A 21,127-nucleotide genomic window follows, 5' to 3' on the forward strand; every position below is an offset into this window, starting at 1 on the left:
ATGAAAAATTACTTTATTACCGGTATAGCCGGTTTCATCGGCTTTCATCTGGCTAAGCATTTACTGGCACAAGGTCACCAAGTGGTGGGAATTGATAACTTGAATACCTACTATGATGTAGATTTAAAATATGCGCGTTTAAAACAATTGGGGATTTCCAAAAATCAAGCGGAGTTTTATAACCGTAAAGCGGTTTCGGCTAGCCAACCTCATTTAAATTTCTATCAATTAAAATTAGAAGATCGTGCCAACTTACCCAAGTTGTTTAGGCAATACCAGTTTGATGCAGTTTGTAATTTAGCCGCCCAGGCCGGAGTGCGGTACAGTATCGAAAATCCGGAAGTATATGCCGATAGCAACATCACCGGTTTTTTAAATGTCTTGCAGTGTATGCGCGAATTTGAGGTGCCTAAACTGGTTTATGCCAGTAGTTCGAGCGTGTATGGCAATTCAACCGAAGTGCCTTTTAAAGAAAATCAAAATGTAGATCACCCGATCAGTGTTTATGCTGCGACCAAAAAAGCAAATGAATTACTGGCTCATAGCTATGCGCATTTGTTTGGTATTCAATGCATAGGATTACGATTTTTTACCGTGTACGGGCCTTGGGGTCGACCCGATATGGCGATTTATTTATTTGCCGATGCCATTACAAAAGACCAACCCATACAAGTGTTTAATCAAGGCGAGCTTTCCCGTGATTTCACTTATATCGATGACATTATATTGGGCGTTTCGGCTACTCTGGCGAATGATTTACCCGATGGGAAACGCTACGGGGTATATAATATAGGGAATGCACAACCCGTAAAATTACTCGACTTTATCGAAGCCTTAGAACAAAGTTTAGGCAAAACCGCCCAAAAACAAATGCAGCCCATGCAACCAGGGGATGTTTACCAAACTTGGGCCGATGTATCCGATTTGAAACGGGATTTTGGTTATCAGCCCAGTACCAGTATCCAAGAGGGTATAGCCGCCTTTGTAGATTGGTATAAAGCCTATTACAAAGTTTAACCGGATAGATCAATTGAATTTATGTATAAAACCCATTTATTTAAATAAGAAATTCGATAGTTTTACAACCAATACTTATTAGATGGCTTTCAGCGATTATTGTGCTGATTTAAGTTTAACTGGCATTATTAAGTGTATTTTGATAGTTTTATGAAAATCATTCTTTTTGACGGTTCCTATGCGACAACGGCTTTTATTCGCCGTTTATTAGCGGGTTTAGTAAAAGCCGGTATAGAGGTGAGCGTGATGGGCTTTAATGAGGCAAATCCGCATCCGGTTGCTGGGGTGAAGTACCGGCCTTTGGGCAGCAACCAGTCAAAAAGACGCTTGCTGCAAACCAGTTGGTATTATGCTTGGCAAAAGTTTACCTGGGCTAGCTTTAAGCAAACGCTAAAGCATTCTCTGCGTGGCAACCGCCAAGCCTTACAGCAACAAAACCTAGCTTTTGTATTAGAAAATGATCAACCCGATGTGTTGCATGTACAATGGCCTTCTTTATTGCCTTGGCTAGAGCCTTATCGCGAGCAACGCCAGTTCAAACTGCTTTTAAGTCAGCGTGGTTTTCATATCAATGTACGTCCCTTTGTTAATCCAGAAAACTTCGCCTATTTACAAGAATGGTACCCGCAACTCGACGGTATTCATTCGGTCTCTCGAGCAATCCAGCAGGTAGGTGCTCAAATCGGTCGTCCGCATACTGGGGTAGAAGCGGTGGTGTACACGGGTTTGGCTATAAACGAATTTACATTCAGCGAAAAGCGTATAAACTCTGAGACTTTGGAATTGATATCGGTAGGCCGTAGTCATTGGATCAAAAACTATGCTTTGGCATTACGTGCCTGTAAGCTGTTAAAAGAACGCGGCTTGTCTTTTCACTATCAAATTATCGGAGCAGCCGGAGACGAGGAATGTCTTTACCTACGTCAGGCTTTCGGCTTGGAAGAACAGGTAAGTTTATTGCCGCGTATACCCATAGAGGAAGTTAAAAGCGCTGTGCAAGCAGCCGATTTTATGCTATTACCCAGTATTGAGGAAGGCTTAGCCAATGTAGCCGTAGAAGCCATGGCTTTAGGCACGCCAGTGATTTCTACCCGCTGCGGTGGTATGCAGGAACTGATTTGTCACGAAGAAAACGGTTGGTTGGTACCCAGTCGGGATGCTTTGGCGCTAGCCAATCAAATCGAGCAAGTAACACAACTAAACAAAAGCACTTACGCCCAAATAGCTAAAGCCGCGCGCAAAAAAGTAGAAAAGCAGCACCAAGAACAGCAGATGGTTCAAGGTATGCTTGCCTTATACCGGCAATTACTTTAATTAGCTACGTATGCGTCTAAAAAAATGTATCTTCGTGCTTTAGCCAAAAACACTATGAAAATCAAAACCGATTGCATTCCGTTGCATCAGCAGTTCGCTCAAGTACCCAATGCTGCCGCAAAACTCAATAAAAAAGCGCTTTGCATTTATGCGGCTACGGGCTTCTTTTTGGGCGAAGATGATTTTTATGAAAATCGGAAAGTTTTGCAACCCGGGCAAACCTATACCCTAGATGAGCAGGGGGCGATAAAGCATCAAGAAGCTCATTTTAAATGGCAATACCAACCGCGTAACATTCGTTTTCAAACCGCAGTAGATGAATTCACCGATTTGTACGAGCAAATTTTAAAAGAACAAGCTGCAGGGCATAAAGTACTGCTTCCGCTCTCAGGCGGATTGGATAGCCGTTCGCAAGCAGCCGGATTAAAACATATTGGAGCCGAGGTATCTTCTTATTCGTATGCTTTTACTCGTGGTTACCCCGAACATCAGTTATCAGAAAAAATAGCCCGCGTTTGTACATTTCCTTTTCAGGGATTTTTAATACCGCCCGGCTATTTATGGTCGGTGATCGAAGATTTGGTGAAAATTAATTCTGGTTACTCTGAATTTACCCACGCCCGTCAAATGGCGGTGTTAGATGCTTTTAAGCAAATGCAAGGTGAATTCTCTTTGGGGCATTGGGGCGATGTGTTGTTTGATCGTGGTATTGCAGCAGCCGATGAAGGCAAGGATGATGTCGTAATTCTTTATAAAAAAATAATCAAAAAAGGCGGATTGGCTTTGGCCGAAGCTTTGTGGAAGCAGTGGGAATTAGCCGGTGATTTTCAAGATTATTTAAAAAGCCGACTCTCGGCACTGCTAGCAAAAATAGAAATTGAACACCAAGGCGCTCGTATTCGGGCTTTTAAGAGTTTATATTGGGCGCCGAGATGGACCAGTATCAATTTGCAAATTTTTGAACAAGCCCATCCCATTCATTTGCCGTATTATGATGAACGTATGTGCCGTTTTATAATGGAATTACCGGAGTCTTTTCTCGCCGATCGTCGCATACAAATTGCCTATATCAAACAACGTAATCCAGGCTTGGCAAAAATAACCTGGCAAGCGCAAAAGCCCTTTAATTTATATACTTACCCTTACAATAAAATGCCGTATAATCTGGCTTATCGGGTACAGCAGAAACTAAAAAGAAGTCTTCAAGCTAGGTTGGGTCAATCTTATGTGCAGCGCAACTGGGAGCTTCAATTTTTAGGTACAAGTAATGAGCAGCAGTTGCAAACTTATCTAAAGCGAGAAGCATTTGTTGATTGGGTAGGCGCAGCCAGTATAGATAAAATATATAAAGGCTTTAAAAAACAAGATGCAGTGTTTTATAGTCACCCCTTAAGTATGCTGCTTACGCTAAGTGCTTGGCAGCAGTTAAAATCATGATTAAATAAATTTATTCTAGGCTTGTAATTGTAAAGTTGTTCGATCATTAAAAATCTTTAAAAATTTAGTTAGAAAATTAAACTAATTGTACTTTAATTATGTTCAAATCGAAATTTAAGCAAAATTTATCAAAGACAATTAAAAGAAGAATAAAGATTTTTCTTTATCCGTTTTTGAATGTTTTAGGTAGCAGCTATATAATACATTTTAGAGACGATAATCCGAAGCAATTTGAATTAGAAAAATATGAGATTTCATTCGATTTTAATACTCATTACTTAAGAAATCAAAAATTAATAAAGAAGAAAAACAAGAATATATGGAAAAGAAATAGTTATTATTTGATTTATCATGATGTTTACTTAGATACTTTTACTGGAGCCATCCTAAATAAAAAAATAGAGATATTAAAAAGTAGTTTAAAATATCATAATATACGTACATTTACCTATCTATCAAAGTTTAAAAATGTCTTTAAATTAAATAAGGAAAATAAAAGAGAAAAATTTATTTTTTTGGGTAGTTTTAATGAAGCTTATTTTCATATTTGGTTTGACAATTTAATCCATTTATATTTTATAAATTTAATTTCAGAGGATATTAAAATTCTTGTAGGGCCAAAAATTGATGTGAAAATTAAGGAATTATTGATTGATTTAAAATTGCCATTTAAGTTTATTTTTCTTGAAGATCGGTTCATTGAAGTTGATATATTATATAAAACTAAGATCGAAAGTTGGAGTAAACACGCACCTATTATTACGCCACAAATTTCGTCTTTTTTTAAAAGTAATATTTTAAATAAAATTGGTAATGAAAATTCAAAGTTCAAGAGGATATTTATAGGTAGGCGCACGAATTTAAACCGAGATATTAAAAATATTGACGCAGTTCTACAGAGTTTAAACAAATACTCTTTCAAAACGATATTTTTAGAGGATTACACGATTCTAGAGCAAGCGAAAATTTTTAATGAAGCAGATATTATTTGTGGTTTACATGGTGCTGGGTTTACCAATTTGATATTTTGCAAGGAAGGCACAAAAGTGCTAGAGCTTCAAAATTTTGTTAATGTTACGACTTATTTTGTTATATCAAAGCAATTAAATTTGGATTATTTTTATATTTTGCCTGTCGAGTTTAAAATGAAATCGATTGTTAGTCCAAATAAAGATAATAAGAAATTCTATAAACAAAAACTGCAAAACACAAGCTATAGTATTGATAAATTGGAAAAGGTATTGGCAGATATATGTGCTTAATAATTTTTTAAAGCGGGTAGAATGATTTTTGCAGCTTCTTTTTCGCTGCAAAGCTTAAAATAAACTTATAATATGTGTGGGTTTTTAACCGAATTGGTGTACGCAGGTGATTTAATTGATCAACAACAGTTTCTAAAGCTGTTGGATCTTTCTCAGCGCCGTGGACCCGATTCCCAAGGTTATTGGAGAGAACAAGCGGCTATGCAATTCGGTTTTAATCGGTTAGCTATTTTAGATTTAAGCCAAAATGCCAACCAACCGGTATTGAGTTATGCCAAACGGTATAGGTTTGTTTTTAACGGTGAAATATACAACCACCAAGACTTAAGAAAAAAATTAAAATTCGAGGCGTTTCGAGGGAATAGCGACACAGAAACCTTAGCTGCTTGTTTTGAAGAGTGGGGGGTCACCGAAACGATAAAGGCTTTAAATGGCATGTTTGCTATTTGTGTGTACGATACCTTAGAAAAAAGTACCTATTTGATTCGTGACTTTGCGGGAATAAAGCCCTTGTTTTATGGCTGGGATGGTAAAAAATTAGTAGCGGCAAGTCAATTTGACCAAATAAGTAAACATCCCGATTTTAGCAGTAAATCGGTCAATCCTTCGGTGCTAAAACTTTATTTACAACAACATTTTATTCCCGCCCCCTTTGGTCTTTATGAAGATACTTTCCAGGTACGCCCAGGAGAGATAGTAAAATTTGATGCCAAAGGAACTTGCACTAAAAACCGCTACTGGGAGTTGCAGAAATCAGCCTTAACGAAAGAGGAGAATCCCGTTGAAGCCATAGATCGAATTGATGCAGCCTTGAATAAAGCAGTACTTAAACAAACGCTAAGCGACGTACCGCTAGGGGCATTTTTATCGGGTGGTGTAGATTCGGCCTTAGTTTGTTCAAGCCTTAAGCGAAATGCTATATCGCCAAAAGTTTTTACCATTGGCTCAGACAGTAAAACCCATGATGAATCGGCACGTTCAAAAGCTTTCGCCGATAGTTTAGAATTACAACAACATTTATGGCATTTGACGGCAACCGAATCTTTGTCTTATTGGGACGAAGCCATGCAAGCCGTACATGAACCTATTGGTGATTTTAGTTTGCTCCCCACCTTTTTAGTGTCTAAATTGGCAAAAAAACACGTAAGTGTTGCCCTTAGCGGAGATGGTGGCGACGAATTGTTTTTTGGTTATGAACGCTTTAATAGTGTAGCCAAAAATATCGGTTTTCAGCATTATCCGGCTAATTTAAGAAAACTGATTTATGCTACAGATCGCTATACCTTCAATAAAAAATACGTAAATGAGGTTTTACTAGCTTCTAGTCAGGCGGTAGCACATCAAGGCTTGCATCAGCGATTTAGACAACGCGATTTAGAAGCCTTGAATCCTGATTTGGCAGCTAAACCACTACCTGATGATTTTGATGTATTTAGCTACCCTAACACCAAGAATAAAAGAGAATTATTGGGTTATATGCGACAAGCTGAGTTTTATGGAATGATGCAAAAAACACTGCGTAAGGTAGATTTGGCGAGCATGGAAAACAGTCTAGAAGTGCGGGTGCCTTTTCTCGATAAGGAACTGATAGAACTAGCCTTGTCTATCGACCCCTTATACAATTTTAAAGGGCAAAAGCAGAAGTATTTATTGAAAAAGCTATTGCACCAACGCATTCCTCAAGTACCATTAGAAACCCAGAAAAAAGGCTTTTCCATTCCGCTTGCAGGCTGGTTAAGACAAGCTTTGTACGAAAAGTTTGCCGATACCCTGCTTAGCAATAAAGCCGATGATTTTGGTTTAAATAAGGAGCATATTGAATCTATGTTGCAAGCGCATAAAGAAGGTAAAGCAGATTACAAATGGCCGCTTTTTACGCTATATACCTTGATGAAATGAAAAAAATAAAAATTTTATTTACCATACCTAATTTTGACACCGCGGGCAGTGGAAAAGCTTTATTGAACATTGCTAAAGGTTTAGATAAAAATCGATTCGAAGCGGAAATCATGTGTTTACATAGTCGCGGGGCATTTTTTAAAGAAGTACAAGCCTCGGGCTTAAACGTACACGTTTATCCTTATTTATCTCCGGCAAGACCTTATTTGCAATTGCTTAAAAATGTGTATCGCGTGGCGCAAAAATTTAAAGCGATTAACCCAGATGTCATTCATAGTTTTCATTATGCAGCCGATTATACTGAGGCAATGGCAGCACGTTTAGCGGGTAAAAAATGGGTGTTCACCAAAAAGAATATGAATTGGGGTGGCGCTTCAAAAAATGCTTGGCACCTACGTTCGTTTTTAGCTCATCGTATCGCGATACAAAATACCGATATGAAAAAACAGTTTTACGCTAAAAATCATAAGACAAGATTGATACCAAGAGGCGTGAATACTCAGTTTTTTAATGCACCAAAGTCTGCTACTCCGTCAGATTCAATGCAGGATAAGCCAGCAACTGACCGACGTTTTTTAATTTGTGTGGCTAATTTTGTCCCGGTAAAGGGTATCGAATATTTACTGCAAGCCTTTAATAGCTTGGCCCATCAATACCCGCAATGGCATTTGCTTTTAGTAGGCGATGATTCTAATGAGTATGGAAAGTTTTTAAAGGATATGGTGCAGTCGCTAACGCTCGAGGACCGAGTAAAATTTACTGGTAAAGTATTGGATGTACGGAAATTTCTTAAACAGGCTGAAATTTTTATTTTACCCACAAAAGATAAAGGAAGAAGAGAGGGCTCTCCCGTAGCCTTATTGGAGGCCATGGCTAGTGGTAAGGTTGTGTTGGCTAGCGATATACCGGGTGTGCGCGACCAATTAAAGTCTTTTCCGCAGCATTTGGTGCAACCAGAAAATGCAAAAGACTTAGCCAATAAACTGGAGGCTCTTATGACGCAATCGAGCCAGGCTTTAAATAGTCTTGGTCAAGAATTTGCTCGTTATGTGCAAGAACAACATAATATTGAGCAGGAAATTGAAAGACACCAAAATTTATACCTTGAAATCTGCTCGCTATGAAAATCGTCTTGGTTTTATCTTCTCCGCCTGGTTATTCCGAAACTTTTTTTCGGTCCAAAATAAAAGGATTACAAGCCCAAGGGCACGAACTAATTTTAGTGACGGGGCCTAGCCAGCGATCTTTTGATTTATGCAAGCATATAAAGCATCCTAAACGCTATCAAAATGTGTTGCTACAACTTGGAGCATTGCTTTGGGTGTTGTTGGGTTTATTGCCGTATGCATCAAAGCTTTATCGGTACTGGCAATTGGAACGCAAACAGCAAACCCAACCAAAACGCATACTGGAAAAAATATACCTGAATGCGCGTTTGTTGCGATGTCAAGCCGATTGGCTGCATTTTGGTTTTGCCAGTATGGCATTAGACCGAGAACTGGTAGCCGAAGCCATTGGAGCTAAAATGGCGGTGAGTTTGCGCGGTTATGATATTGGGGTATATCCGCTTAAACATCCGCAGGCTTATGATTTACTCTGGCAAAAAGTGGATAAGCTGCATGTGATATCCGATGATTTATACCAATTGGCTATAGCACGAGGATTAAAACCCGAAACCAAGGTGCAAAAAATAACCCCAGCCATTGATGTACACATGTTTAGACATCATAGTATCCTTCCATTACGCCAAAAAGGGAAGTTGAAACTATTGAGTGTGGGGCGTTTGCACTGGAAAAAAGGCTTTGCCGATACTTTAAGGGCGTTACAAATTTTAAAAGCCAAAGGTGTTGATTTTACTTATACTATTATAGGTGAAGGCAAAGAATATGAACGCTTGGCCTTTAATGCCTATGAATTGGGCCTTAAAGATCAGGTTGTTTTTTTAGGGAAAAAATCACGTGAAGAGGTGAAACAAGCCATGTTGGCTTGTGATCTATATTTGCAATACAGCATTCAAGAAGGATTTTGTAATGCGGTTTTAGAAGCCCAAGCATTGGGTAAACTTTGTATTGTTTCTGATGCTGAAGGCCTGCCCGAAAATGTAAGGCATGAGCAAACCGGATGGGTGGTGCCTCGCTTTCAAACTATGCAATTAGCGGCTCAAATCGTGCAAGTCTGTGCCTTACCCGAAAGCCAACGCCAGCAGGTACAGCAACAGGCGCAGCAACGCGTACAAAGTCAGTTTAATTTGGAACAGCAACAACAAGCCTTTCAACAATTTTATACCCAAGCTTTATGATGCGTATCTATTACCCACAAGAACACTATGATCCGCAAGAACGTGGAGCTTTATTTCCGCTTTTAAAGGCATTTATCAAAGCCTCGAGTTTTACCGATACCCAGCGTATGGCTTTGTACCAGTTGCATTCGAAGGATTGTACTTTTGTGGAATTTATAGAAGAAGCCGAGTTGGTCATCTTACCCATGAGTTGGAATTACTACCAAAAATACAAACGCATGCCTCAGGCGCTAAAACTGCTTCGGGCCGCCCAAAAATTGAATCTACCGGTTTGGAGTTGGAATGCAGGAGATTTTGGGGTAAAAGTACCGGTGTATCCGCATTTGACGGTATTTCGTATGAGCGGTTATGCCAGTCAACAAGGCTTAGGGCATCGAGGGATGCCTGTGTTCATTGCTGACCGTTTTGATGAGAATTTTGGTTCATCTCAGTCTGCATATTTAAACCATACTCCCTTGCCTCAAGTGGGATTTTGTGGTCTAGCCAATCCTACTCGAAAACAAGCTTTTAAAGAGCTAATAAAAATAGGCTTACGCAATAGCTTAAGTCGCCTAGGACTTAAAGCCGATGAACCCCAGGCGCTGCTTTCGGCTAGTCATTTACGTGCGGAATTGTTGGCAAATTTACAGCAGCATCCTGATGTAAACTGCGATTTTATTGTACGGGAGCAGTACAGGGCTGGAGCCAAAACCACCGCCGAAAAAGAAGAAAGCACCCGAGCTTTTTATCGGAATATGCGCGATAATGCCTACGTACTTTGCATACGCGGGGCAGGTAATTTCTCGGTGCGCTTTTATGAATGTTTGATGATGGGACGCATACCTATTTATGTGCATACCGATGGTCTCTTGCCTTTGAATGATAGCATAGATTGGAAAAAGCACCTGGTTTGGGTAGATTATGCCGAGCGTGCTCAGCTAGCCGAAAAATTAATCGCTTTCCACCAGGCTTTGCGCCCCGAAGAATTTGTAGCTTTGCAACATAGCAACCGACAGCTGTGGGAAAACCAATTGCGAATGGGGGGCTTTTTTAAACAAGAATACCAAAAGCAATTTTAATTATGTTTATACTTACTAAAAATAAGGATGCTTTGGCTGTTTTAAAGGCGTATAAGCAAGAATTTAAGAATAGTACTTTTGATTTTGGTGATATTTTTACCTTCCGTTTAAATAATTACTTTCTTTTTTGGTTTTCCGCTAGACCTCAAGATCAATTATTTGTTTATCAAAATGGTTTCATAATCGGAAAGAAAGATTTTGAAACGGATTATTCAGAGATCCCTGTAGAAATTCAGGGAAAACTACCCGAGAACACCTCAAGCCTTTTACAGAGCACTAAGATTGAGGTGTTTAAAGATCAAGTCAATATCATTCCAAATGAAATCACGCCAATTTATTATGACGAAGATAACGTTTCAGATTTTACTTTACTACTGGCTAAGCTATTAAAGAGGTTACCAGATGATAAATTAATTCAAATATTTTCGGGTATAGGTTATATGCCTGGAAATTTAACCATTTTCAAAAATATTTTAAAAATTCCGTATTTGAGAGGATTGAAATTAAATAGCGGGGAACTATTCGTCACAGATAAATTTATTTACAAAAAAGGAGATGACGATAAAATGGTATCAAGGCTAATAGATATTGTACCCAAAACAAGCAAACAACAGTTGGCCATGTCTGGTGGTTTAGACAGTCGTTTTGTTTTAGGGGTTTTGTTGAAAGCAAAAATAAGACCCAAATTGGTTACCCTGTTGGATAAGGAGTCAACAATCGTTGAAGAAGTTAGCCATAGTTTAAATTTGTTGCTTGAGAAAAAGAATGGAGAAAAAGAAGGAGCTTATCATTATACCTTGATGACTGATGCACGTATTTATTACAAGGGTGGTAATTATAGTAAAATGTTTGAAAATGTAAAACACAACCATTTTTTACATACTGGTTTATCTATTTTACCTATGAATGAAAATTCATTTGCAACGGCTTGGAAAAAACCAGGAAGTATAAAGAACATCTATAACGATTTAATTCGTTATGCTCTTTTGCCACGTGTTCCTTCCGAGGGTTTTTCAGTTTTTGAGAAAAATCTTACCAAACAAGAAATGCAAAACTATTTAGAAGCTGAGTTGGTATTTGGAAAAGAGTATTTAGACTTTAAAACAAGAAAGCAATGGGCTTTATGGTTCTACCATTTAAATCGAGGGCTTACTTGGACTATTGCTCATCTGCAAGATGCTAGTTTTTATATTTATCCAATATTTTTATTAGGAGATAAAAAGGCTGCAGAGTATGGTATAGCATCATCGGCATATAGTAATTTTAATAAAGAGCGATTGCGAAAAATTAATCAAAAGCTCTTCCCTGACTTACCTATAGATTATTCTGATTATAGAACATTTGAGTCAAAACCTTTTTTGTTAAATCATTGGAGTAGGATTTATAATGAGTTTTTTAAAAAAATGGTTAATAGATTTGTACAGTTAAATTCTGATAAGAAAACAGATGCGAAAACAGACTATTTTAAGGGACTGAGCCTGGAACAATCTAAAAATTTCAGAAAGTATTATAAAAAAGATTTGCGAGTTTTACTTAAAGATAAAACGCATGCCCTACGGGTAAGACGTACTGCAGTAACGATTAATAATGCTTTATTATTTCTTGAAAAATAATGTTTCAATTTTTAACCTATTTACAACCTACCCAGTATTTTCGTTTGAGGCGCAAGCAAGGGGATTTTGTTTTTCCCCAAGTTGAGGCATTGGCTTCTAAAATACAGCAGCAGCTGCATGCCGATACTCACTTCGAGAGTACTATGGCCCAAGCCTATGATTTATCATGGCAGGCGATACAAGCCGGGTATATTGGGGATGCACCTACTTATACAGATTTTGAAACTTTGCCCCTAGCGGATGAATACCGTTTTATGCATAAGTATTTTCATCCGATATGGTCGGTATATATCTTATTGATTCGCTTGCTGGGTTTACGGAATCCTTTTAAGGAAATCGCCGCCTACCAAAAAGGCCGAAAAGCTTCGCGTAGTTACCTGCACAATCAGGCTCTCACTTACGAAGATTATGCTACTTATGAGTCGGCTTTAGTTAAACAACAGCCATTGGTGAGTATAATCATTCCTACTTTAAACCGTTATTCCTATTTAAAGGAGGTGCTGCGAGATTTAGAGCAACAGGATTATACGCATTTTGAAGTGTTGGTAGTGGACCAATCCACTCCTTTTCAAGAGGAGTTTTACCGAGGCTGGGATTTGAACATACAGGTTTTGCACCAACATGAGAAAGCGCTTTGGTTGGCCCGAAATACCGCCATAAAACGAGCCAGAGGTTCTTTTATATTGATGTACGATGACGACAGCAGAGTAGCTTCAAATTGGATCAGCGAACATATGAAAGCTTTAGATTATTTTCAAGCGGAGGTATCTTCGGGAGTATCCATTTCTCAAGTAGGAGCCGAAGTACCGGCTCATTATGCCTATTTTTCCGTTTCCAGTCAGTTAGACACCGGAAATGTTATGCTGAGAAAAGAAGTCTTTACACGAATAGGGTTATTCGATCGGCAATTTGAAAAACAGCGGATGGGCGATGGTGAATTTGGAATGCGCGTTTATTTGGCGGGCTATTTAAATGTATCTAACCCTTATGCCAAGCGTTTGCATTTAAAAGTAGGTTCAGGAGGTTTAAGAGAGATGGGCAGTTGGGATGGTTTTCGTCCCAAAAGCTGGTTGGCACCGCGACCGGTCCCCAGTGTTTTGTACTTTTTCAGGAAATACCATGGTGATGCCGCAGCCCGTTGGGCACTGTTAAAATCCATTCCCCCTTCGGTGATGCCCTATCGCTTTAAGCGGAACAAAGCTATGCTGGTCATAGGAGCTTTAGTCTCCGTACTGCTTTTCCCACTAGTCATGTTGCAAGTCGGTTATTCTTGGCAGCTCTCCAGCAAGAAACTCCGCCAAGGCGCCCGTATTGCCCATTTAGACGATTAGTTTATACTGCAACGCACTTAGTGCGAGCTTTTGGGAGTCCCGAGTATTCGCTGTTTCGCTACGCAGTAGTCCCTAAGCTTCGCTGTCACTTCGAGTGGGCCAGCCTAGCCAGCAGGCATTTTTGATGCCGTAGTTGGACTTGCTGGGTTGTATCGAGAAGTGGTTCAATTGAACTAAAAAAGTATTCGCTACTTTTCGACTTTACCTCGATACAAGAGTTTTTGCCTATCGTCAAAAACTCCCACTCGGCATGACAAGGTAGGTTATTTCACTAAAAAGAATAAATAGAAATACGATTTTAAACCGGCCTATCGAAAATAGCGCGTAAAATTGGCAGTGCAGTAAGCGTTAAAAATTTTAGGCTGTTTGAGCCCGATTGGAAATCGGGTGAGTTCCTAAAATTTAGCGCTAGTTTCGTCAGCCTAGACTTTCGTAGTCCCGATATTTCGGGGTTTGCTACTTTTTTCGGCGATGGAAAAAAGTAGAGGATTAAATTAAGTAGACGTATTTTATATGATAGTTACTTTCTGAAAAGGTAGGTTCTAAACCGAATTAGTGCGACCTTATGGGAGTCCCGACGCTTCGGGATCACTTCGAGTGGGCCAGCCTAGCCAACAGGCATTTTTAATGCCGTAGTTGGACTTGCTGGGTTGTATCGAGAAGTGGTTTAATGGAAACTATAAAAGTATTCGTTACTTTTCGACCGTGTCTCGATACACGTTCTTATGGTTCTCACCATAAAAACGCACTCGACATGACAAGGTAGGTTTTAAACGCTCTGTCACTTCGAGTGGGCCAGCTTAGCCAACAGGCATTTTTAATGCCGTAGTTGGACTTGCTGGGTTGTATCGAGAAGTGGTTCAATTAAAACTAAAAAAGTATTCGCTACTTTTCGACTGCACTTCGATACACGGGTGTTTGCCTATCGTCAAAAATTCGAAACTCGGTAGGACAAGGTAGATTATTTCCTTAAAAAGAATAAATAGGAATATTTTTTAACCCCGTTTCATCCCACTCCGATGGAAATTTAAAAAATCTAGAAAAAGCCTAGGGAATTCAAAAGTTTTGTGTTTTTTTGAATTGGCGTAGCTTTGTACGCTAAAACCCAAAACAAATGCCCCAAGCGATTAAGCGCATACTGCTGTTGACTTCTGAATTTCCTCCGCAACCCGGAGGCATTGGCAACCATGCATGGCATTTGGCGAGGTCTTTTGCGGCGGCAGGCAAGCAAGTGGTAGTTATCAGCGATCAGCGTTCGGCTGAGGGAGAGGAAGAGCGCTTGTTTGATGCAGAACAGGACTTTAAAATCATTCGTATAAAACGCCGAAAGCCGATGGCTTTGGCTTATCTGAATAGGTTCCGCAAAGCCAAGCAAGCCATAAACCATGCCGATGCGCTGCTGCTTTCGGGAAAGTTTTCGCTTTGGTTGGGCGCGGGATTGAGTTTTAACTTTAAAGGAAAAAAGATAGGCGTATTGCATGGTAGCGAATTGCAATTGCCAAAGGCTTGGCAACGGCAGCTTACTCGCTATAGTCTCAAACGCTTAGATGAGCGGATTGCTGTATCGCATTACACCCGTAGTTTGGTTAAAGGTATCGGCAATAGACATGTTCATGTGATTCCTAATGGTTTTGCATTACCTGAAATCAAGTCCAAATCTTCTCGGCTAACCCCCGCAATGCCTTTACGACTGATAACGGTGGGCAATCTAACTCAGCGTAAAGGTCAACACAATATTATCAAAGCCTTGCCTTTGCTTGAAAAGCATTTTGCCGGAGTAAGTTACCATATGCTGGGGCTACCGACCGAAAAAAAAGCCTTGCAAGCCTTGGGCGAGCGTTTGGGCGTAGCCGATTGTTTGCATTTTCATGGAAGAGTAAGCGAAACCGATAAAATCAAACAATTGCAAGCCGCGCATATCTTTATGATGCTGAGTGAAAACACAGCGGATGGGGATGTAGAAGGATTTGGCATTGCGATTCTTGAAGCCAATACCTTGGGACTACCCGGTATTGGATCTCGAGGTTGCGGTATAGAAGATGCGATTGCGCATGGGCAATCTGGCTTATTGGTCGATGCCCAGAATCCGGAGGAGGTGTTGGAACAAGTACAAAAAATTATGGCGGCTTATCCGCAGTTTTCACAGGGTGCACAAGCTTGGGCCCAAAACTTTAGCTGGGAAAGGATCATACCCCAGTACCTTAAAATATTGGAAGCATGAAACTAGCGATTATTTCCCATACCGAACATTATAAAACCACAAGTGGCCAGATTGTGGGTTGGGGGCCAACGATTACCGAAATCAATCACCTGATTCAAGATTTTGAGGCGATTTATCATTTGGCTTACTTGCATGCAGAAGACCCGCCGCCTAGTGCGCTGCCTTATAGTTCTGAACACATTCATTTTATACCGCTAAGCCCTAAAGGGGGAAAAAGCTGGAGCGATAAACTGGGTATTTTAATGGGTATTCCCGAAACCCTAGGTAAAGTGCGTCGTTTGGTGGGTGATGTGGATGCGATTCAATTTCGAGCGCCTACGGGCATGGGGGTGTACTTGATTCCGTATCTAAGTGGTTTAAAATCGCCAAAAGTTTGGTTCAAATATGCCGGGAACTGGAACCAAAACCAACCACCGCTGGGCTATGCCTTGCAGCGGTATTGGTTAAAAAAGCAAAACCGACCGGTAACCATTAACGGAGCCTGGCCCGAGCAGCCGGCGCATTGTTTTACTTTTGAAAATCCTTGCTTGACCCAAGCCGAACGAAAAGAAGGAGCAGCCATAATCGCTCAAAAAAGTTATGCAGCTCCTTTTAGGTTTTGTTTTGTAGGTCGGCTCGAAGATGAGAAAGGCGTACAACGTATTTTGGATGCTTTTGCTGACTTACCCGCCAGCGCTGTGGTTCAAATTGATTTTATCGGTAACGGAGTCAAGCGTGAGCAGTATGAAGAGCAAGCTCAAGCACAGCAGCTACCCGCTCGTTTTCACGGATTTTTACAGCGAGAAGCCGTATTTGAGTGCTATAGAAAAGCACATTTTTTATTATTGCCCAGTACAGCTTCAGAAGGCTTTCCTAAGGTGATTGCCGAGGCTATGAATTATGGTTGTATACCCATTGTAAGCGGGGTTTCTAGTATTGGTCAATATATTGATGAAGTAAACGGTTTTTTGGTGCAGCCCACTACTGCAGAGCGCTTGAATCAGGTGCTTCAAGAAATTATAAATCAAGAAACGAGCAACACTTTAAGGGCTAAGGCTGAAAAGGCCTATCTTAGTAGTGAAAATTTTACCTTTGAGCATTATAGAAAACGTATTCAAAAAGAAATCTTGCGGTATTGAAACTTAGAAAGAGCATAAAACGCGGAATAAATCCTTTAAACGCCTTGTTTTTTCATATAGGATTGGGGGTTTTTGCCTATTTCTTTCGAGGTTTGATGCCTGTGTATGTTATTGGTCTTATTTTTTATTTCATTTATCGTTTTTTAACTAAGAAAGATAAGGAGTTAGAAGTACTACTAGCCTGTGCTTATATGGCGGGCGGTGAAGTTTTTTTTAGAATGACCAAAGCCATGTTTTTTTATGAAACCGGGAAGTATGCAGTGATTCTGTTTTTGTTGTTCGGGATGTTTTATACCGGCTTTAAGCGGCGAGCCACTCCTTATTTGTTTTATATTATTTTGCTATTGCCGGGCATGATAGGAACCTATTCTTATTTTGCGAATGATTTATTTCTTTTTCGAAAAACGGTGCTATTCAATTTAAGCGGACCTTTATGTTTGATGGCCTCGGCACTTTACTGCTATGGTCGGCAGATAAAGTTATCGGCTATGTTTCGTATCTTAAATGCTTTGGTATACCCATTGATTGCCATGACGGTGTATCTTTATTTATACAATCCAAGTATTCAAGAGGTGGTAACCAGTACAGCCTCAAATGCGGCGACTTCAGGAGGTTTCGGTCCTAATCAGGTAGCTACGGCTTTAGGTCTTGGCGTTTTTATACTTTTTACCCGCTTTCTATTACCTTATAAAAATAAATGGGAGCATTATATTATGCAGTTTTTTTTAATTGCTATGGCGCATCGTGCTCTGCTGACGTTTTCGCGAGGTGGGGTGTATGTAGCGATTTTGATGGCTTTGGCATTTGTAGGTATAGTGTTTTGGCGTGGGGGCTTGCATTTAAAAGGTAAGATTTTAAGGAATACGCTGTTAAGCCTTTTGACTACCTTGCTTATTTGGTCGGTGGCCGTAGTACAAACGGGTGGTTTATTAGGAAATCGCTATGCCAACGAAGATGCCTTAGGAAGAGAGAAAGAGGATATAACTACTGGGCGGGTAGATTTGCTTTATACTGAATTGGAGGCTTTTACTGAAAACCCAGTCTTGGGGGTAGGTTTTGGCGTTTCAAAACTCTATTTTTTGGAGAATTTAGGGGTTGCTCTGCCTACACATAATGAAATTAGTCGCTTACTTTCAGAACATGGTCTTTTTGGTATTATCGCCTTATGCATTATTTTAGGAGCACCCTTAATCCGTAAATTACAAGGTCAACGGAATCTATATTTTTATCCGTTTCTTATTTTTGCCTTTTTAACCATGGCGCATAGTTCGATGCGAATTGCGCTTCCGGGTTTTATATATGGGCTGGCTTTACTACATTTGACCTATGGAAAAAAGAAAACCGGCTCTCCTGTACCTTGGCAATCGCTTGCAAAAACATGGTAAAAATCCCACAGGGGTAGATTTTCTAGGCGACCAACTTCAAGCATGGGGCTATAGGCTTACCCGAGGAAGTGCTCAAAAAAACAAAGCGCTTCGTTTTTTGCATATGCACCTTTTGTTGTGGAAGAGTTTTCGGCAGCGACCGCTAGTGCTTATCGATACCTACTCGAGTCTTAATTTTTGGTTTGCCGTGAGTATCGCCTTGAACTGTAGGCTATTGAGATTGAAATATATATGTATTCTGCGAGGAGGTTTATTGGAAAATAGATTGCAAAATAGTAGTTTTTGGTGTCGGACTTTATTCGGAAAGGCTAGCGCAAATGTGGCGCTTTCTGATTTTTTGGCGCAGCGTTTTGCCCTGTATAATTATTCCACCCAAGTGATCCCCAACGGTTTTAGTATTGAGGATTATACTTTTAAATCACGCAACAACTTTGTACCTAAACTGCTTTGGGTGCGTTCTTTTGCCGAAATCTACGATCCGCTTTTGGCGGTAAAAGTGTTGGAAGCCTTATACCAAGACTACCCTCAAGCTGAGTTGTGTATGGTAGGGCCTTGGGATGATCTGGCTTATCCGGCTTGCAAAGCCTATGCTGAGCGGCATAATTTACCGGTGCGGTTTACAGGAAAATTGAGCAAAGCCGCTTGGCATCAACTGGCTAAAGACTATTCATTTTTTATCAACACCACCCGTATTGATAATACGCCTATGAGCGTGATGGAAGCAATTGCTTTAGGCCTTGCCGTAGTCTCAACCGATGTAGGCGGTATTCCCGCGCTGGTAGAACACGAGCGGCATGCTTTGTTGGTGCCCAGTCAAAACCTAAAAGCCTTTTATCAAGCCATTTGCCGTAGCATAAATGAACCCGAGGCTACGCGTGCGCGCTGCCTCGCTGCTCGCGCCAAAGCAGAGCGACTTGACTGGAGCGTCATCAAAAATAAATGGGAGGAGCTCCTCTTAAATGTTTAAAAATAATATCTTTGTTCGCCTAAGCGCCCCCATATGAAAAGTTCAAACCGGTTGCATTTTGAAGTCTCTGAACGCAAAGTTTTATTGCGGGTGATGGATGTGCTGGTGTGTGTACTGGGCTTGTATGTGCTGAGTAGCTTGTTTGATTTTTCTTATTTTAGCATTACCCCCGATAAATGGGCGTGGACGTTGGTTTTGGTGTTTTACCTGTTACTGTTTGCTACCATTTTTGAGCTTTACCAGTTGCCTAAAACCACCGAGTTTAATCGGGTGTTTAAAAACTGTGTACTCACCAGTTTATTAACGGTTTTGTTTTATTTATTTACGCCTTTTTATACTCCTTCGTTACCCGAGAACCGCATTCAGATTCTTTACTTTTTTGTGGGTATTTTGGGTTCGCTGAGCCTTTGGCGCTGGTCGTATATCACTTTTATCAGTTCGCCGCGTTTTTATAAAAACACGCTTATAGTTGGCGATTCGTTTGATATAGAACAATTGGAGCACAAACTTAGCGCTGCCGATCCGTATTATGTGGTATGCGGGTATATACAAACCTGTAATGCCCCTCAAAAAAGTGAACTACCGCAATTAAAAATCGAAGACTTGGATGCGTTTCTAGAAGAACAATTGATCAACGAAATTATTGTATATACGCCTTCGGCTCAAGGTTTAGATGCCGAATTGCACGAGGCTTTAATCGGTTTGCTGAAGCGGGGTTATAACATTAAAAAATACGCACAGGTTTACGAGGAACTCACCCAACGTTTACCGGTAAAAGATGTTACCCGAGATTTTTATTCTTATTTTCCGTTTAGCCGAAGCGGTCAGAATAAACTGTACTTGTTTTTTACTCGGGTTTTTGATGTTTTAGTTTCTTTGCTTGGTTTGTTTTTTCTGATTTTAATCTTGCCTATTGTGGTTTTGTTGAATAGCATCGCCAATCGTGGACCTTTGTTTTATAGGCAAATACGAGTGGGGCGTCACGGTAAGTGCTTTTCGATTTATAAGTTGCGCAGTATGGTGGAGCATGCCGAGCAAAATGGCGCACAATATGCCAAGAAAAACGACAGCCGTATTACACCCTTTGGTAAATTTTTGCGACGCACCCGATTGGATGAAATCCCTCAATTCATCAATGTTTTATTGGGCGATATGAGCGTTATAGGTCCGCGTCCCGAACGCCCCGAGTTTGTAGCCGAATTAAAAGAAAGCATTCCCTTTTACGAAGTTCGCCATGTGATTAAACCTGGCTTAACCGGCTGGGCTCAAGTAAATGCTAAGTACGCCGAAAATGAAACCGACAGCTTAGAAAAGCTTCAATACGATTTGTATTATATCAAGCACCGAGGTTTGTATTTAGATTTCCGTATTTTTCTAAAAACCCTAAGTACCATTATCTTTTTCCGCGGGCAATAGTAGTTTATTTTTTGGTTTTACTATCCACAATCCTAAAACTGAACTGACAAGGCAGGTATTAAACGGAATTAGTGCGACCTTATGGGAGTCTCGAATATTCGGTGTCACTTCGAGTGGGCCAGCTTAGCCAACAGGCATTTTTAATGCCGTAGTTGGACTCGCTGGGTTGTATCGAAAAGTGAGTTTAATTGCAACTATAAACATGTGCAGTACTTTTCGACTTGTTCTCGATACTTCGCATTTTTGTTCTATCGTCCAAAAATCCGAAACTCGAACTGACAAGACGTGGTTTTCTACAAAGAAATACAACCACTTCTTAAATCGGCCTATCGAAAATAGGGCCTAAAATTGGCAGTGCTTTTTTTATTCACGTGAATATAGAAATAACAATATCCAGCAGCCTAAATAAAAAAGCGATTCAAAGCAGGGCTTTGCAATCTTTTTCTTCAGTATAACTTGTGTTTTGCGTTTAAATGTTTTAGTGTAATAGGCTTGAGGATATAAAATTAGATATTATACTTCTATCTACTTGTCGCGACCCTTTGGGAGTCCCGAGCATTCGGGAAAGCCTTGGAGCCAATTTAGCAAAATACAAGTGGTTTTCAGCAAAGCTGAAAAATACCTCAGAAAAAGTGTACTTTCTTTTGTTTCGTTTTCTCCTGTATCCGACGAGCGCAGCGAGAGGAATACACCGTAAAGAAAATGAAAATTAGGACATAGCAAGATTGATGAATTGTTAAGATGTAGGTTTTGAAAATATAAATAAACTCGCTACTTTTCGACTTGTTCT

At 40.1% G+C, this 21,127-nt stretch carries 15 protein-coding genes; all 15 read left to right on the forward strand.

The genetic code is table 11. From position 1 onward, the window contains the following. The 15 genes from ACH2AZ_RS05305 to ACH2AZ_RS05375 all read left to right on the forward strand — a co-directional run bounded on the left by ACH2AZ_RS05305 (window position 1) and on the right by ACH2AZ_RS05375 (window position 20,337). A complete protein-coding gene (locus ACH2AZ_RS05305; protein ID WP_394906971.1) occupies window positions 1-1,017 on the forward strand; it encodes a GDP-mannose 4,6-dehydratase in 1,017 nt (338 codons plus the stop codon). Window positions 1,018-1,167: 150 nt separating this feature from the next. Then, window positions 1,168-2,331: a glycosyltransferase family 4 protein gene (locus ACH2AZ_RS05310; RefSeq protein WP_394906972.1), complete on the forward strand. Its 1,164-nt coding sequence runs from the start codon at window positions 1,168-1,170 to the stop codon at window positions 2,329-2,331. Between the two features lie 54 nt (window positions 2,332-2,385). Further along, a complete protein-coding gene (locus ACH2AZ_RS05315; protein ID WP_394906973.1) occupies window positions 2,386-3,768 on the forward strand; it encodes an asparagine synthetase B family protein in 1,383 nt (460 codons plus the stop codon). A gap of 98 nt (window positions 3,769-3,866) precedes the next feature. After that, on the forward strand, window positions 3,867-5,030 hold the full coding sequence (locus tag ACH2AZ_RS05320; RefSeq protein WP_394906974.1) for a glycosyltransferase family 61 protein: 1,164 nt from the start codon (window positions 3,867-3,869) through the stop codon (window positions 5,028-5,030). 72 nt (window positions 5,031-5,102) lie between these two features. Next, complete coding sequence (asnB, locus tag ACH2AZ_RS05325) at window positions 5,103-6,929, forward strand: asparagine synthase (glutamine-hydrolyzing) (protein WP_394906975.1); 1,827 nt, start codon at window positions 5,103-5,105, stop codon at window positions 6,927-6,929. Next, window positions 6,926-8,053, forward strand: coding sequence for a glycosyltransferase (locus ACH2AZ_RS05330; RefSeq protein ID WP_394906976.1), 1,128 nt, complete (start codon window positions 6,926-6,928; stop codon window positions 8,051-8,053). Before asnB ends, ACH2AZ_RS05330 begins: the two co-directional genes overlap by 4 nt. Further along, on the forward strand, window positions 8,050-9,228 hold the full coding sequence (locus ACH2AZ_RS05335) for a glycosyltransferase family 4 protein (RefSeq protein WP_394906977.1): 1,179 nt from the start codon (window positions 8,050-8,052) through the stop codon (window positions 9,226-9,228). Before ACH2AZ_RS05330 ends, ACH2AZ_RS05335 begins: the two co-directional genes overlap by 4 nt. Then, window positions 9,225-10,286 carry a hypothetical protein gene (locus ACH2AZ_RS05340; protein WP_394906978.1) on the forward strand — a complete coding sequence of 354 codons (1,062 nt, stop codon included), beginning with the start codon at window positions 9,225-9,227 and terminating at the stop codon, window positions 10,284-10,286. The genes ACH2AZ_RS05335 and ACH2AZ_RS05340 overlap by 4 nt, the downstream gene beginning before the upstream one ends. A gap of 2 nt (window positions 10,287-10,288) precedes the next feature. Then, entirely contained in the window at window positions 10,289-11,899 is a 1,611-nt protein-coding gene (locus ACH2AZ_RS05345; RefSeq protein ID WP_394906979.1) for a hypothetical protein, read from the forward strand. After that, window positions 11,899-13,230, forward strand: coding sequence for a glycosyltransferase family 2 protein (locus tag ACH2AZ_RS05350; protein WP_394906980.1), 1,332 nt, complete (start codon window positions 11,899-11,901; stop codon window positions 13,228-13,230). Before ACH2AZ_RS05345 ends, ACH2AZ_RS05350 begins: the two co-directional genes overlap by 1 nt. Before the next feature lie 1,114 nt (window positions 13,231-14,344). Next, on the forward strand, window positions 14,345-15,451 hold the full coding sequence (locus tag ACH2AZ_RS05355; RefSeq protein ID WP_394906981.1) for a glycosyltransferase family 4 protein: 1,107 nt from the start codon (window positions 14,345-14,347) through the stop codon (window positions 15,449-15,451). Then, the gene (locus ACH2AZ_RS05360) at window positions 15,448-16,569 is read left to right on the forward strand and encodes a glycosyltransferase (protein WP_394906982.1); all 1,122 of its coding nucleotides are present in this window, start codon (window positions 15,448-15,450) and stop codon (window positions 16,567-16,569) included. The genes ACH2AZ_RS05355 and ACH2AZ_RS05360 overlap by 4 nt, the downstream gene beginning before the upstream one ends. After that, window positions 16,566-17,954, forward strand: a complete 1,389-nt coding sequence (locus tag ACH2AZ_RS05365; protein WP_394906983.1) for an O-antigen ligase family protein — start codon at window positions 16,566-16,568, stop codon at window positions 17,952-17,954. The genes ACH2AZ_RS05360 and ACH2AZ_RS05365 overlap by 4 nt, the downstream gene beginning before the upstream one ends. After that, entirely contained in the window at window positions 17,896-18,921 is a 1,026-nt protein-coding gene (locus ACH2AZ_RS05370) for a glycosyltransferase family 4 protein (RefSeq protein WP_394906984.1), read from the forward strand. Before ACH2AZ_RS05365 ends, ACH2AZ_RS05370 begins: the two co-directional genes overlap by 59 nt. Window positions 18,922-18,954: 33 nt before the next feature. Further along, window positions 18,955-20,337, forward strand: a complete 1,383-nt coding sequence (locus ACH2AZ_RS05375; RefSeq protein WP_394906985.1) for an exopolysaccharide biosynthesis polyprenyl glycosylphosphotransferase — start codon at window positions 18,955-18,957, stop codon at window positions 20,335-20,337. The last annotated feature ends 790 nt before the right edge of the window (window positions 20,338-21,127 follow it).

It is taken from the genome of uncultured Mesonia sp., from assembly GCA_947499595.1.
Classification (GTDB): domain Bacteria; phylum Bacteroidota; class Bacteroidia; order Flavobacteriales; family Flavobacteriaceae; genus Mesonia; species Mesonia sediminis.

What these genes read in the sequence shown, in the direction of transcription:
- ACH2AZ_RS05350 (WP_394906980.1), top strand. Translation starts at nt 11,899, where the DNA reads ATGTTTCAATTTTTAACCTATTTACAACCTACCCAGTATTTTCGTTTG.
- ACH2AZ_RS05355 (WP_394906981.1), top strand. Translation starts at nt 14,345, where the DNA reads ATGCCCCAAGCGATTAAGCGCATACTGCTGTTGACTTCTGAATTTCCT.
- ACH2AZ_RS05360 (WP_394906982.1), top strand. Translation starts at nt 15,448, where the DNA reads ATGAAACTAGCGATTATTTCCCATACCGAACATTATAAAACCACAAGT.
- ACH2AZ_RS05375 (WP_394906985.1), top strand. Translation starts at nt 18,955, where the DNA reads ATGAAAAGTTCAAACCGGTTGCATTTTGAAGTCTCTGAACGCAAAGTT.
- ACH2AZ_RS05335 (WP_394906977.1), top strand. Translation starts at nt 8,050, where the DNA reads ATGAAAATCGTCTTGGTTTTATCTTCTCCGCCTGGTTATTCCGAAACT.
- ACH2AZ_RS05370 (WP_394906984.1), top strand. Translation starts at nt 17,896, where the DNA reads ATGGAAAAAAGAAAACCGGCTCTCCTGTACCTTGGCAATCGCTTGCAA.
- ACH2AZ_RS05330 (WP_394906976.1), top strand. Translation starts at nt 6,926, where the DNA reads ATGAAAAAAATAAAAATTTTATTTACCATACCTAATTTTGACACCGCG.
- ACH2AZ_RS05340 (WP_394906978.1), top strand. Translation starts at nt 9,225, where the DNA reads ATGATGCGTATCTATTACCCACAAGAACACTATGATCCGCAAGAACGT.
- ACH2AZ_RS05320 (WP_394906974.1), top strand. Translation starts at nt 3,867, where the DNA reads ATGTTCAAATCGAAATTTAAGCAAAATTTATCAAAGACAATTAAAAGA.
- ACH2AZ_RS05315 (WP_394906973.1), top strand. Translation starts at nt 2,386, where the DNA reads ATGAAAATCAAAACCGATTGCATTCCGTTGCATCAGCAGTTCGCTCAA.
- ACH2AZ_RS05310 (WP_394906972.1), top strand. Translation starts at nt 1,168, where the DNA reads ATGAAAATCATTCTTTTTGACGGTTCCTATGCGACAACGGCTTTTATT.
- ACH2AZ_RS05345 (WP_394906979.1), top strand. Translation starts at nt 10,289, where the DNA reads ATGTTTATACTTACTAAAAATAAGGATGCTTTGGCTGTTTTAAAGGCG.
- asnB (WP_394906975.1), top strand. Translation starts at nt 5,103, where the DNA reads ATGTGTGGGTTTTTAACCGAATTGGTGTACGCAGGTGATTTAATTGAT.
- ACH2AZ_RS05305 (WP_394906971.1), top strand. Translation starts at nt 1, where the DNA reads ATGAAAAATTACTTTATTACCGGTATAGCCGGTTTCATCGGCTTTCAT.